This window comes from Streptomyces tsukubensis (assembly GCF_003932715.1).
GTDB classification, from domain to species: Bacteria; Actinomycetota; Actinomycetes; order Streptomycetales; family Streptomycetaceae; genus Streptomyces; species Streptomyces tsukubensis.
This window is the reverse complement of record NZ_CP020700.1, coordinates 7461874-7476069: the sequence shown is the minus strand read 5'-3', so window position 1 is coordinate 7476069 and position 14196 is coordinate 7461874. Positions and strand designations below refer to the sequence as shown.

Sequence of the window (14196 nt, the reverse complement as noted above, 5' to 3'; positions counted from 1 at the left end):
AGACCAGCGCCGGGCTGCTCTCTCCCACCACGCCGGACGGCGACGTCAGATGGCCTGGGCGGTGGGCAGGATGGTGATCTCGGTGAGGTTGACATGGCGCGGTACGGCGGCCATGAAGGCGACCGTCTCGGCGATGTCGGCGGACTGGAGGACGTCGATGTCGTGGATCAGGTCGGCCATCAGCTTCGAGGCGTCGGGGTCGGTGACGTGGTCGGGAAGTTCGGTGTCCACCATGCCGGGCTCGATGGTGGCGACGCGGACCATCTTGCGGCCGAGCTCGACCCGGAGCAGCCGGGTGAGGTGGCTGATGTACGCCTTGGTGCCGGAGTAGACGGAGAACTTCTCCAGGATGCGAGTGGCCGCGATGGACGAGGTGTTGATCAGGTCGGCGGGCTTGCCCCGGGCGGCGGACTCCGTCAGGTGCGGGACGAACGCGGCGATGACGTTCATCAGGCCGCCGATGTTGAGGTCGATCTGGCGCTGCCATTCGTCGACCTTGAGTTCCTCGATGCCGGAGACGAGCTGGACTCCGGCGTTGTTGAACACCAGGTCGGCCTTGCCGAAGCGGGCGGCGACCTGGTCGGCGGCAGCCTGGACGGCGGCCCGGTCGGTGACGTCGACGGCCAGCGCGAATGCGGTGCCGCCGGCCGCCTCGATGCCCTTGACCAGACTGTCCAGGCGCTCCTTGCGCCGGGCCAGTACGACCACGGTGGCACCGAGTTCGGCGAGCCGTTCGGCGGTGACGGCACCCATACCACTGGACGAGCCGGAGACGACGGCGACACGTCCGCTCAGCGGGGTGCCGGTGAGCAGGGCGGAAGAAGACATGACGGACCTCTATCTGTGTGATGGAAGTGCGGGGGAAAGCGGATGATCTGCCGGGTGACTGGCGACCGGTGACCGGCGTCGGGCCGGATCAGACGGCGTCGTCGTGCCCGGTGGCGGCGGACTTCTCCCGCCAGGGGGCGAGGTCCGCCTGCACCTGCCGGTACTTGACGTCCAGCCGCTCCAGGGTGTCGCGCCCGAGGTAGAGGTGGGTGGGGAGCGTCTCGGCGGAGGCGACCTCGACGATGAGCGCGGCTCCCTTGACGGGGTCACCGAGCTGGGCGTGGTTCGCCCTGTCGATCCAGTCCAGCGTCACATGCGCGGGAGTGCCGTCGTAGGCGGAGATACGGTTCTGAGCGACCGAGAGGGAGCTGGAGTCGAGGAAGTCGGTGCGGAAGACGCCCGGCTCGACGACCATCGACTGGATTCCGAACGGGGCCAGCTCGACGGAGAGCGCCTCGCTGATCCCGGCGACCGCGAACTTCGATGCGGAGTACAGGCTGACGCCGGGTTCGCCCTCGAAACCGGAGCGCGAACCGATGTGCACCAGCCGGCCCGAGCTCTGCTTGCGCATGACCGGCAGCACGGCACGGGTGACGTTGATCAGGCCGAACACATTGAGGTCGAACAGCGACCGGGCCTCCGCGTCGGTGATCTCCTCCAGCGCGCCGAGCAGCCCCCGCCCGGCATTGTTGACCAGCACGTCGATGCCGCCGAACCGGTCCACGGCCGCCTCGACCGCCTGCGGGATGCTCTCTTGGTCCGTGACGTCGAGGGCGACCGCGAAGACCTTGTCCGAGTTCTTCAGATCGTCCGGCAACCGCTCCGGATTCCGTACGGCGACCACGACATTGTTACTGCCCGCCAGAGCGGCGCGGGCGATTTCGGCACCGATTCCCCGGGAAGCGCCGGTGACAAACCACGTAGTCATGGGAAAACTTCTTCCGTCGTTGGCTGTTTCCCCGTTTTCGGGGATTTCCTGTTGACGTATTCGAGTCTGCTCCTCGGCTGCAGGGCTATGAAGGCTGTGCTTTTCCTGGGTGTCGTGCACCCAGGCAGGCGACGCGCTACGCCCGGGCGGGTCGGCGGCGGTCTCATGGTTCAGGAGCCGTGCGCGGGATTCTCCCGGGGAGTTGGTCCGGGTGCGCCGAGGGAGCTCAGCAGGGCCAGACCGGTGGCGGAAGCAGAACCCGGCTCGGCCTGCAGGACGATGAGCTGCTGTCCCGGCACGCTGCGGATGCCGAAGGCCTCGTGCCGCAGCTCCAGGTCTCCCACGACGGGGTGGTGGATCTGCTCGACGTCGTACGGCGGGACGCGGGCGTACTCGCGGGCCCACAGGGCGCGGAACTCGCCGCTGCGCACCGACAGTTCCCCGACGAGTTCCCGGGTGCGGGCATCCTGCGGGGTGCGGGCCGCGGTCTGCTGAAGGTCGGCCACCGCACGATGCCGGGCCTGCTCGGGGTTTCGGTAGAAGGACTTCGCGGCGGGGTCCAGGAAGAGCATGCGCAGGACGTTGTCGTTGAGGGCGAAGCTACGGTAGAGGGCGTCGGCGAGGGCGTTGGCGGCCAGCAGGTCCTGGGCGTGGCCGATGACGAAGGCCGGGGTCCGGGTCCATTCTTCGATCAGGCGCCGCAGGTGCGGGCGGACCCGCTCGACCCGCGAGGGGGGCTTCGTACGGCGGCTGTCCGGCCGGGCCAGCCGGAAGAGCTCCGCCCTGTCCTCGTCTCCGAGCTGCAGCGCGCACGCAAGGGCCTCCAGCACTCGGGGTGAGGGGCGGAGTTCACGACCCTGCTCCAGCCGGCCGTAGTAGCCGGGACTGATGTCCGAGAGTGCCGCGACCTCGTCGCGCCGCAGGCCGGGCACCTTTCGGCGGCCCGCGCCCGGCAGCCCCGCCGAGGCAGGGCCGAGGCGCTCTCTGCGGGAGCGGAGGAACCGGCCCAGCCCTCCCTCCGGGCCGGGGCGCGTATCGCTGTCCATACAGCCAAGGTAGGCGGAGAACACCGCGCGCTGCTCCGCCGACGGTGGGTGGGTTACACCCAGTGTGCGATTGCCGGTTCTCGCGGGCTCCGCCGCGTCTAGTCTGGCTGAATGAGCCATGGGAGCCCTCTGGGTGATTTTCTCCGAGCCCGCCGAGAAGCCCTGAAGCCGCACGACGTCGGTCTGCCCGAACACGGACGACGCCGGGTCCCGGGGCTGCGCAGAGAAGAAGTAGCCATGCTCGCCGGCGTCAGCTCCGACTACTACATCCGGCTGGAACAGGGGCGCGAGAACAGCCCCTCCCCGCAAGTCCTGGGCGCCGTCGCCCAAGCCCTGAAACTGGACGCGGAAGCCGCCGACCATCTCAACCGCCTCTGCCGCACCGCCTCGCAGCGCCCGCGCGACCGGGGCGAGACGGACGTCAGCCGGGAACTGCTGCAGCTGATGGACGGATGGGCTCACACCCCGGCCTTCGTCATCGGCCCGGCCCTCGACATCATGGCCGGCAACTCCCTCGCCACGGCGCTCCACAGCGGGTTCGACGCCTTCGACAATCTGGCCCGCATGGTGTTCGCCGACCCCGCCGGGCGCGAGTTCTACCAGGAGTGGGAGCGCGCCGCGCACTCCTGTGTCGCCGAACTCAGGTCCGCATACGGGTACCACCCCGCATCGGCCCGTATCGCCGAGGTCGTGACGGAACTCTCCGACCGGAGCGAGGAATTCGCCGCAATCTGGCGACTGCACGACGTCAAGAGCAAGTCCCAGGAGGGCAAGCACCTCAAGCACCCTCGGGTCGGACACCTGCACATCTCGTTCGCCGCGTTCACCGTCAACGGGGCCCCGCACCAGCAACTGGTGGTCTACCAAGCCGAACCGTCCAGCCCAACGGCCGCCGCCTTCGACCGGCTCAGGGCCATGGCCACCCGGCCGAGCACCCGAACGACTGCGTAGTTCTGGTTAGTTGTCACCGAGTTCTAGGTAGTTGTCACCGACGCGAGCGAGGACGGCCCGGTGGAAGGGTCGTCAGCGCGGCGCCGAACGGCCGCGGACAACACCATCAGTGGGAGAATTCATGGCAGCCCAAGACATTACCTACACCGGCCTCGACGCTCTCCTCACCCCGGAGAACTCCGTTCTTCTGTTGATCGACCATCAGGGCGCCCAGTTCGCGGGCATGCGCAGCATGGACGCCGGCCTGGTGGTCAACCATGTGACCGCGCTGGCCAAGGGGGCCAAGCTGTTCGACGTGCCTACCGTCCTGACCACCGTCGTGGAGAACCGCGGTGGTCGGATCATCCGCCAGATCCAGGACGTGTTCCCCGATCAGACGCCGATCGACCGTACGACGATCAACTCCTGGGAGGACCAGCGGGTGGTGGACGCCGTCGCCGCGACGGGCCGCCGGGACATCGTCATGGCGGGGCTCTGGACGGACATCTGCCTGGCCTGGCCCGCCATTCACGCCATAGCCGACGGATACCGGGTGTTCGCGGTCACGGACGCCTCGGGCGCCACCAGTGTCGAGGCCCATGAGCGCGGAATCCAGCGCATGATCCAGGCCGGTGTGATCCCGACCTGCTCCGGAACCGTCATCGGGGAATGGCAGCGGGACTGGGCCCGTGAGGAGACCGCACCGGGCATGACCGAGATCCTGCTGGAGCACGGCGGGGTCTTCGGCACCAGCCTGGCGTGGGAACTCCAGTTGCTCGGTCTCGACAAGGACTGACCCGCCAGGGGCCCGGCTGCGGCGGACACGAGCCCCGACGCCGTCCCGTGAACCTCACCCGCCCGGGCCGAGCAGCTGCCCGCTCACGCCGCCCTGCGACGCCCCGACGGGGCGCCGCTCGGCCCTGTGGCCCATGCCCTGGCCGGGGACCCTTTCACCCACGGTTCCCGGAGCCATCGGCGACGGAACAGCCGCACGAGGAGTCATACGATGAACATCACTGTGATCGGCCGGGGCAGGGTCGGCGGCGGGCTCGCCCGTCTGTGGACCCGCGCGGGCCATGTGGTCACCGGTCTCGGGCGCGACGGCGGGGACGCCACCGGCGCCGATGTCGTGGTGGTTGCGGTTCCGGGCCAGGCGATCGCCGAAGCACTGGGCAGGGTGTCCGGGCTCTCCGGCCGGACGACCATCGACACCACCAATCTCTACGAGGAGCGGAACAGTTCGTTCCCCTCGCTCTCCCACCACATCAAGTCGATCGTCGGCGGCCCGACCGCCAAGGCCTTCTCCACGGTCTTCGCCACCACCTATGAGCGGATCCCTGCGCAGCGGATCAGGCCGGGCAACCTCTTCGCGAGTGAACCCGCGGCCAGAGGCACCACCGAGCAGCTCATCCGGGACGCCGGTTTCGACCCCGTCTTCGTCGGCGACCTCACCCCCGGCGCGCGGCTGCTCGAAGACAGCTCCGGCCTGACCCGGGCGCTCGCCGGACAGATGGGCCCCTTCTTCTACCGGTACGGCCGGCCGGGCGAGTTCTGATCCGCCGGCCGGTCCGGCTCATCCCTGCTCATGGTTGAGCGCATCCAGCATCTTCCCGATCAGGGTTCCCAGAGTGTCGACCTCGTGGGAGGTGAGGGGGTCGAAGAAGAACTGGCGGACCGTCTCCACATGCAGCGGAGCGGCGCCTTCGATCGCGGCCCGCCCCGAGGCGGTCAGTCGCACCATCGCCCCCCGGGCGTCATCGGCGCATGCCTCTCGGGTGACGAGCCCCCGCTTCTCCATACGGATGATTTGATGGGAGAGTCGGCTGCGTTCCCATCCGACCTCCAGGCCGAGCTCCCTCGACCTCATCAGACCGTCCGACGCCTCGGACAAGGGGACGAGAAGGGCGTAGTCGGCGCCGGAGAGGCCGGAGTCCCGCAGAAGTTGCCGGTCCTGCGCGCTCTGCAGGTCCCGGCGCAGGTCCCGGTACATCTTCCAGACCTGAGCCTCCCGCTCGTCGAGCCATCGCGGTTCTCCCATGGGAGGGAAGGTAGCAGAGGGTTGACACACGCCATCGGGACGGAGAATTCCCTCGGCCTTTCGGCATCAGCGATTCGAGATTCCCCTGACTGCGCACGTCCTTCGAGCCGAATGAGCTCCAGAGGAGCCCTCATTCCCGGTCGGCCGCCGCCGAGGTCCCGACCCGCCGGGACCTCGGCGGATCACCGCTCACCGCCGAGGGGAATCACGCCGCGCAGTTGCCGACGGGAGGAAATGCCCATTTTCTTGAACACGCTTCTCAAATGCGCGTCGACCGTCCTGGGGCTCACATGCAAGGAGGTTCCCACTTCCCTGGTGGTGACTCCTGTCGCCACCAGCTCCGCGATCTCGCGTTCCCGTGGGGTCAGACATGAGGTGTCTGCCCGTCCGATCCGGGCCGTACGGGTGGACTCCCCCGCCGCTCGCAGCTCCCGGGCGGCACGGGCCGCGAAGGCAGTGGCGCCGCATGCGGAGAACACCGCGTACGCACGGCGCAGTTGCCTCCGCGCCTCGACCCGGTATCCGCCGGCCCGCAGCCACTCTCCGTACAGCAGGCGCCCCCGTGCGGCGTGCAGGACCGCATGACTGAGGTCGAGCCGCCGGATGGCCTCCTGGTGCAGTTCTCCGGCCTCCGCGGTATCGCTCAGAAGCGCCCGGGAGCACAGTCGCACACCGGACGCCCAGTCCGTGGAGCCGGTCCGAGTGCGCCGCAGGACGCGGTCCAGCGCCGCGGCGGCGAGGTCGGGTGCTCCCGACCTGGCGGCCGCTTCCACGAGTTCGACCAAGCCCCAGGTGTAGAAGCCGGTCTCATCGAGGTGGAGGTCGAAACGCCAGATCCGCACGGCGTCGGCGGGGCGGTCGAGCCCGTTGGCGAGCACGGCCCGGGCGTATCCGACGGCCGTGAGCAGATGGCCGTCCCCACGCGAGACCGCGTCGCGCCCGGCCTCGGAGGCGAGCCTCGCCGTCCGGTTCCGGTCTCCTCGCCAGGCCGCGAGGGCGATCCGTACACAGGGCACATCCCAGCCGGCCTCGCCGCCCGGCAGTGAGTCGATCTCCCGGACGAGTGCCGCCGCCGCCCCCAGCTCACCGGCGTGGACATGGACCAGTGCGCGGCGGCCCAGAGCGGCGGGGAGCACGGCCGGCGCACCCGTGTGCCGGGCGTTGCGCACCTGGCGGTCGGCGAGTCGCCGCCAGGCGGACTCGTTCCACAGGTCGATCGCCGCACTGCACACGGCCCATGCCTCACCCGGTCCGTACGGATAGGTGTCCTGACCATCAAGATAGGCGCGGAGCGCGCGGTCGAGCGCGGGTGCGGCAAGCTCGACGCCGCCGCTCTCCCGGGCGGTGAGGGCGGCCAGCAGCAGGTCGACAGGGCGTGGCGGGCCGGGGGGCAATGCGGGACCGAGGTCGTCGGCCGGCTCCGGGGGCTGCGGCCCGACGGCGAAACGGCCCGTGTGGGCGGCGGCGACCAGCCCCTCCAGCCGGAGCGTTCGGGCCAGGGGTGCGTCCACGGACGACATGAGAGCGGCCGCCCGTCGAAAGAGACCGGCCGCAGTATCGCACCGGCCGCGATCGAGGGCCATGCGCGCACGCAGGGTTTCCAGACGGGCGTTCGACTGCTCGTCGAGCAGCCCGGAACAGGCGCGATTCACCAGTCGTTCGGCCGCGTCGTGGGCTCCGGCGTCATAGTGCGTTCCGGCTGCCCTCAGGGTCCGCGCGGTTCGGTCCCGGGCGTCAGGAGTGAGCAGGGCCGCCGCTTCGAGGAATGCAGCGGCCCGGCCCGGCGCCGGGTCCAGTGAGGCGGATCGCTCAAGGGCTCCTGCCACGCCTTCGTCCGGGGCCGGGAGGGACTGCGAGTGGTGCCACATCCAGCGTTCCGGCTCCTGGGCTGCCGCCGCCGCCACCGCGAGTGCGCGGTGAGCGGTCCGGCGTTCGGCCGGAGTGGCCTCGTACCAGACGATGGACCGTACGAGGGGGTGGCTGAACCGGGTCCACAGGTCGACCCGGAGCAGCGCGGCTTCTTCGGCGGGTGCCGCCGCCGCGATGCCGATACCCAGGTGCCGCGCGGCCCGCCACAGTTGAAGAGGGCGCCCGGTCGGCTCCACGGCCGCCACCAGGAGGAGTTGTCGGGTGTCCTCGGGAAGGGCGGTGATGCGTCTGCGGAAGCCGTCTTCCACGGGGGTTCCGGTGCAGGTGGCGCCCGGTGGGGCTGCCGGGGCGGGGAAGTCGACGGTCCGGGAGAGTTCGAGCAGGACGAGGGGGTTGCCCCCGGCTTCGGCGATGACGCGGTCCCTGACCGACCGGTCGAGGGGGGCGAGCACCCGCGTCGACAGTCTGCGGGCGTCCCGCTCCGGAAGTCCGGTGAGAAGCAGGGTGGGAAGGCTCGCCAGTTCGTTCCGGTCGTTGGGCCGCCGGGCCCCGACGAGGAAGCCGACCCGGGTGTCGGTGACCCTCCGGGCGGCGAAGGCGAGCACCCGGGCGGAGGCCCGGTCCAGCCACTGTGCGTCGTCGACGACGCACAGCACGGGCAGTTCGGCCGCGGCTTCGGACAGGAGGCCGAGCGTGGCCGTGGCCACGAGAAACGCCTCCGGGTCGCCGTCGGCGGCCGGCCGTAACACTCTTTCCAGGGCGTCGCGTTGGGGCTCCGGGAGTCCGGCGACCGCGTCCGACAGTGGGGCGCACAGCCGGCGCAGCCCGGCGTAGTCGCGCTCCCCGTCCCGTTCGTCGCCGCGGGCGCGCAGGACGGTCGTGCGTGGCGGAGTCCGTAAAGAATCGAGCAGAGCGGTCTTCCCGATGCCCACATCGCCGAGGATCAGCAGCGCTCCCCCGCGCCCGGCGCCGAGGCCGGAGACGAGCCGGTGAAGCCTCCGGGTCTCATGGCGTCGGCCCACGAGCGCCGCACCCTCGGATGGATCTCGTCGTGTGGGCACCGTACGCGTCCCCCTTCCCCCTCCCGACGCGACTCTCGTACGTGCCGGAGAGGCCAAGCCTCCCATATTGAGGACACGTCAACAATATCGCCGCGGCGGCGCACTGCGGCGGGTACGGCGGTGCGCGGGGCGCACCCGCCGGACCAACCGGACGGTCTCCGCGCCCGAGTACGGCTACGCGTACCGGTCCGCCAGGCCGTGGCCCTCTCCCGGGGAACCGTCACGACGCAGCGGGACCTGTCCCAGTTGTCGGCGTGAGGTGATACCGAGCTTCCTGAAGATGCTCCTCAGATGGGCGTCGATGGTCCGAGGACTCAGAAAGAGCTGCAATCCGGCCTCCCTCGACGTGACACCGGTGGCGACCAGGCGGGCGACCTGAAACTCCTGTGCCGTCAGCCCCACCGGGGTCGGGGCCTTACGGCCCCGGGGGTGCTCTCCCGTGCCGGCGAGTTCCCGGGCCGCACGGGCTGCGAAAGCCCTGGCCCCCATCGCGGAGAGCCTCTCGTGAGCGGCGCGGAGCATCGTCCGGGCTTCGAGCCTGCGTCCTTCACGCCGCAGCCATTCGCCGTAGACGAGGCGGGCGCGGGCGGCATGCACGGCGCCCGCGGTGCGGTCGAGTCGGATGATCGCCTCCCGATAGCACTCCTCTGCCTCGGGGCCGCGCGCCAGGAGGGCCCGGCTGCGCAGTGCCACTCCCCTCGCCCAGTCGGTTCCCGTGCTCTCCGTGCGGTCGAGCAGGCGCCGGAGCACCGGGGCGGCGGTGTCCCGGTCGCCGGTGCGGGCCGCCGCTTCCAGGAATTCGGTGAGAATCCAGGCGTGGAATCCCATTTCGTCGAGCCGGCAGGCGGGGCGCAGGACTTCCTGGGCCGCGTCGTAGCGTCCGAGACCGTTGAACAGGACCGCTTGGGCGTATTCGACCGCGGTGACGAGTCTGCCCTCGCCCCGCTCCTCCGCACCTGCCCTCGCCAGCTCCGCGAGCTCCAGGGTCCGGGCCTCTTCTCCGCGCCACGCGGCCACGGTCACGTCGACGTACTCCAGACCCGGGGCGCCGACCTCGTCGGCGATGGCGTAGGCCTCCGCGACCAGGGTGGCGGCGTCGTCGAACTGTCCGGTGTGGATGTGCGCGAGTGCCCGGTAGCTGAGCGCCACCGGCAGCAATGTCAGCGCGCCCGCCGTTCTGGAATCCGCCAACTGGCGCTCCGCCAGGGAGATCCACGCGCCGTCCTCCCAGAGGTCCATCGCGACACAGCAGGCGAGCCAGAGTTCCCCCGTCGCGGGACCGCTGCCGCCGCCCCGCTCCCCGTAGACCTCCACCACATGGCGCAGCAGCGGGACGGCCGCCGCGAAATCCTTCGTCAGCTGAGTGGTCAGCGCGTCCAGGAGCAGATCCAGCGGGCGCGCGGGGGCGTGGTCGCCGAGCATGGCCCGAGCGGCCTCGGCCACGTCGGAGATGCGCGCAGAGTGGGCGAACCGGCCGACGAAGACAGCGGCGGCGAGGGCGTCGAGCAGCGACTCCCGGGCCGCCGGACGATCGACCGCGGCCATGCAACGGGAGGCGTCGAGGAGCTGGGTGACCGCCGCCTCGTCCCGGTTCTGGTCGAAGGCGATCCTGGCGCCCAGGATCCCGGCCTGTGCCCGCGCCGCTGGTCCGAGTGGTCCGGCCCGCGCCACGGACAGCAACGCGAGTGCCTCGTCGAGGGCTCCGGCCTCGCGTTTCGCCTCCGCGGCGGACAGCGCCCGCTCGGCGCGCATACCCGGCTGGGGAGTCAGCCGGGCCGCCTCGGCGAGGAACACCGCGGCGGCGGCGGACCCCCCTCGGGCCCGGGCCCGGGCAGCCGAGCGGTACATCGCGTCGGCGGTGTGCTCGTCGGGTCCGACTGTGGCCTGGGCCAGATGCCAGGAACCGCGGTCGCCGTCGCTCTCGTGATCCAGGGCCTTGGCCAGGGCGCGGTGTGCCGCGCGTCGTTCGTCCGGGGACGCCGAGTGGTAGAAGGCAGAGCGTACGAGAGGGTGGCGGAACCGTACCAAGTCTCCGAAGGAGACGAGTCCGGCTTCCTCGGCGGGGCGGGCGTCGGCGATGCCGATGTCCAGATCCGCCGCGGCCCGTGTCAGCAGGAGGGGGTTGCCGGTGGGGTCCGCGGCGGCCATCAGCAGGAGGGTGCGTGTACGGGCCGGCAGTCCGGCGAGTCTGATCTGGAAGCTCGACTCGACCACGGCCGGGGCGGCGGAGGCGTCGGGACAGGCGAACCCCCCGGCCAGTGCGCCCGCGCCGGGCAGTTCGAGCAGGGCGAGCGGGTTGCCACGGGCCTCGGCGAGGATGCGCTCCCGTACCCGGGTGTCCAGGGGAGCTCTGATCCGGGCCAGGAGAAGGCTTCGGGCGTCCGCCTCGTCGAGCCCCGCCAGCACAAGACGCGGCAATCCCCGTAACTCGGGGCGGGCGGCCGGGTCCCGTACCGCGAAGATCAGCGCGATCGGCTCGTCCTGCACCCGGCGCGCGGCGAAGGCGAACGCCTGTGCCGAGGTCGGATCGAGCCACTGGGCGTCGTCGATGACGCAGAGCAGCGGAGTGCCGCCCGCGACGCTCGACAGCAGATTGAGAAAGGCGAGGCCCACACGGAAGCGGTCCGGGATGTCACCGGCCCGCAGACCGAAAGCGGTCTCCAGCTCCTGGCACTGTGGAGTCGGCAGCGCGGCGATTCCGGTGAGGACCGGTCCACAGAGCTGGTGCAGTGCCGCGAAGGCGAAGTCGGTCTCGAACTCGGCCCCCTCGGCCCGCAGGACGCGCACCCCCGGTGCGGAGCGCGCGTACGTCAGCAGTGCGGACTTGCCGATCCCGGCATCGCCGCAGATCACCGTGGTGCCGCCGCGTCCGGCGGCCAGACCGTCGGTCAGCTGGTCGAGGGCTGCGCGCTCGCGCTGCCGCCCGATGAGAAGGGGTCGCTCCGGACCGGTGTGAGAAAGGGCCACGTCTCCATTCTGTGCCAACCCGGCGGCCGAATCCTGGGCGCGTCGCACCGAGCGGACGGGGAACCCGCCCCATCAGTGCGGGCCGTCGTCCTGTGGGGTTCGGCGGCCGGGCCCGGGGGAGCCCCGTCGAGGCGGTCCGTGCGTACGGTGATCCGTTTCCCGCTGCCGGAGTTCTGGTCGACGAGGCGGACAACTCCCGTTCTCCCGACGGTCCGTGTGTCCGGTCAGTGGTCAGTGGTCAGTGGTCAGTGGTGACGCCGGTCAGCTCGTTGGTCTCCTCGGGCAGGGTGACGGTTGCCTGCTTCTTGCCCGATGCGATGTCGAAGGCATGTATCCGGCGCTCGGCGGGTTCGCTGATGTAGGCGGTGTGGCCGCGGACGAAGAGGACGGGCCGGGGCTGTTGCCAGTCCATCCGCCTCGGGTAGCCCCCGGGCGCAGGTCGTCGTCCCCGTCGGCCCGGGAGCGGCACTGATCGTCCCCGCCGAGCATGTGCTGCCGGACCCGGACGGCAACCAGCGGCACGAACGCCGCTGGGACCAGGGGCTGCGCACCGTGCGGCCGGCGAGCCGGTGACGGCGGACTCCGGCGAGGCATCCGCCACGACCTCGGAGGGACGTTGGATCACAGTTCGAGCCGTAACGCGCACTCCGCAGCAGCCACCGTGCGTGCTCAACCCCGGTACGTCTCCAGCAGCCGCCGCAAAGGACACACCATACCGGCCTCCGATAGACCTGGGACATCTCCATTCTGCCCTGCCCACCACAGCATCAGCAGCGACGGCACGGACATGCGGAAACTGAGGTTCTGGAATCCGGCGAGCATCCCTGTCCTCGTCCCTTTACGTATGAAGTCAGCGACCCCTTGCCGTCACATGACGTACATCGCATCGGCAACCATCTGATGGAGAAAGGGAGTGTCGGCGCAGGGTGGTTGGATGCGGACATGTCTGCGGAACGGGCCATCGGCTCCTTGTGTCAGCGGCCCCTCGGGCGTTGCCTCGTTGGCCACGACAGTCAAGTGTGTGCGGTGGTGAACACGGTGGCCGACAGGGCGCCCCGGGCCGTCACCGGGGACGCGGACGGAACAGTGACGCACAGGCGGAACCCAACCACCGAACGGCTGATCGGAGCGGATTTGGCGTTTCCGGCCCTCGCTCGGGCCCCGGCTCCGGAGAGTCTGAGGCGCGCTGAAAATCTACAGCGACCCTCAACCCAGCGGAGGCTCGGTGAATCACGACCCGACCGACAAGACCCAAGACGATTTCAAGACCTCGCCCATTCTCAGCCTCACCGTCATAGCCTTTCCAGCGAGGAGTGCCATCCGTTCCACCCTCGTCCACAACCGACAAGGTAAAGACCCGCTCCGACACCCCGAACTCCAGACAGAATTCACCGGAAGCCAATCCGCTGGCAGTATGTATGACGGCGTTCGCACTCAACTCGCCCACAATAAATAATGCGTCATCCAAAAATGGTTCACCCTGCAACTCGCCCCGTGTCCAGTCGCGGGCTCGGCCGACCTGTTCTGCACGACCTGGGAACCTCTTCTTCAAAATATGGGGCTCGGCCCCCTCATGCGAGTCCAACCAACAATCTGATAGGAACTTTCTCAAGATGGCTCCCCGCGTAACACACGAGCAGATCAATAGCTTCGAGCCCACCACATCAACCCCCTCTTGCCAAGATATCGAAAGACCACCAGGCGCGCAGGGTCCCCCTGCACAGACTCCGACCGCTCCTATTGGTCACGAGGTTTAGCTGCTAGCATCTCTGTCAAGCTCAGGTCCCCGCACAGGCGGGGATGATCCCCGATCTCATTGCGTCGGCTGCTTCGAACCGTCGCATTCCCCGCCCAAGCGGGGATTCCTCCCTTACAGAGGTCATGAACTGCATGCGTTCACTCCTACAGAAACCATGCCGATGGCCGACCGCTCCCAGAGGTTCCGGGACAGGAGGGTTCAAGGAATCCGTACCCAAAGAGATCGCGAGAATTAATACATTTCTCGCGATCTCTTTGGGTACGGTCGACAACGGCACCCAAAGAGATCGGTTCCCAACCATCCGCTTCCCGCTTCGTTCAGGCCGTGGGCCACTTCCCACCGAAGAAGCGACAGCAGCGGGACCGTCAACAGGGAGACTCCAGGCCGGACCAGCCGAGGTCACCATGCGGCATCGCCCCGCCAGCACTGTGGGCGCCCTCATGGAAACGGCGTCGCCCTGGCTGTGATGGACATCCGTCATGGGAAGTTGAGCGACCCTCGTCACTCTCGCGCATCACTCACCACGGGGATCGGCGCTCTCCGCCCCGGAGCCCCCCGTGGGACATCGCGGAGATCGGGCTACCCGACCTGAGGGCCCGACGTGTGCCAGTACCTGAAGCGCACGCGTCACACATCGCTCTCGATGCTTTCCGGACAGAGCATTGCGCAAGAGGGCGAGCCCCGGACCGAGCACCTTATGAGCTACCCAGTCCCCGGCCCACCGTCGTCTGACCGCCCCGCCTGCTTCTGCCGGCGGGGCGCCTAGTAAG

The 14196-nt window shown here is 69.6% G+C and carries 11 protein-coding genes; 3 read left to right on the top strand and 8 right to left on the bottom strand.

Going from position 1 to position 14196, the window contains the following annotated elements:
* Positions 1-45 precede the first annotated feature (45 nt).
* The 3 genes from B7R87_RS31075 to B7R87_RS31065 form a co-directional block, all read right to left on the bottom strand.
* A complete protein-coding gene (locus B7R87_RS31075; RefSeq protein WP_006345031.1) occupies positions 46-828 on the bottom strand; it encodes an SDR family oxidoreductase in 783 nt (260 codons plus the stop codon).
* Between the two features lie 88 nt (positions 829-916).
* Positions 917-1756 (bottom strand): SDR family oxidoreductase, encoded by an 840-nt coding sequence (locus B7R87_RS31070; RefSeq protein ID WP_006345032.1) that lies wholly within the window; start codon positions 1754-1756, stop codon positions 917-919.
* Between the two features lie 170 nt (positions 1757-1926).
* Positions 1927-2802, bottom strand: a complete 876-nt coding sequence (locus tag B7R87_RS31065; protein WP_045852736.1) for a helix-turn-helix transcriptional regulator — start codon at positions 2800-2802, stop codon at positions 1927-1929.
* A gap of 111 nt (positions 2803-2913) precedes the next feature.
* On the opposite strand from B7R87_RS31065, the gene B7R87_RS31060 reads away from it, so the two are divergent.
* From B7R87_RS31060 to B7R87_RS31050, 3 genes are all read left to right on the top strand, one after another.
* Complete coding sequence (locus B7R87_RS31060; RefSeq protein WP_040912938.1) at positions 2914-3753, top strand: helix-turn-helix transcriptional regulator; 840 nt, start codon at positions 2914-2916, stop codon at positions 3751-3753.
* A gap of 121 nt (positions 3754-3874) precedes the next feature.
* Positions 3875-4528, top strand: a complete 654-nt coding sequence (locus B7R87_RS31055) for a hydrolase (protein WP_006345035.1) — start codon at positions 3875-3877, stop codon at positions 4526-4528.
* 210 nt (positions 4529-4738) lie between these two features.
* A complete protein-coding gene (locus B7R87_RS31050) occupies positions 4739-5287 on the top strand; it encodes a dinucleotide-binding protein (protein WP_006345036.1) in 549 nt (182 codons plus the stop codon).
* Positions 5288-5305: 18 nt separating this feature from the next.
* Here the strand turns inward: B7R87_RS31050 and B7R87_RS31045 are convergent, their stop codons facing one another.
* The 5 genes from B7R87_RS31045 to B7R87_RS34210 all read right to left on the bottom strand — a co-directional run bounded on the left by B7R87_RS31045 (position 5306) and on the right by B7R87_RS34210 (position 13327).
* Complete coding sequence (locus B7R87_RS31045) at positions 5306-5770, bottom strand: MarR family winged helix-turn-helix transcriptional regulator (protein ID WP_006345037.1); 465 nt, start codon at positions 5768-5770, stop codon at positions 5306-5308.
* 182 nt (positions 5771-5952) lie between these two features.
* Complete coding sequence (locus tag B7R87_RS31040; RefSeq protein WP_006345038.1) at positions 5953-8661, bottom strand: helix-turn-helix transcriptional regulator; 2709 nt, start codon at positions 8659-8661, stop codon at positions 5953-5955.
* 213 nt (positions 8662-8874) lie between these two features.
* A complete protein-coding gene (locus B7R87_RS31035) occupies positions 8875-11667 on the bottom strand; it encodes a helix-turn-helix transcriptional regulator (protein WP_006345039.1) in 2793 nt (930 codons plus the stop codon).
* Between the two features lie 238 nt (positions 11668-11905).
* Entirely contained in the window at positions 11906-12079 is a 174-nt protein-coding gene (locus B7R87_RS33270) for a hypothetical protein (protein ID WP_006345040.1), read from the bottom strand.
* A gap of 651 nt (positions 12080-12730) precedes the next feature.
* On the bottom strand, positions 12731-13327 hold the full coding sequence (locus B7R87_RS34210) for an ATP-binding protein (RefSeq protein WP_269847479.1): 597 nt from the start codon (positions 13325-13327) through the stop codon (positions 12731-12733).
* Positions 13328-14196: the final 869 nt, after the last annotated feature.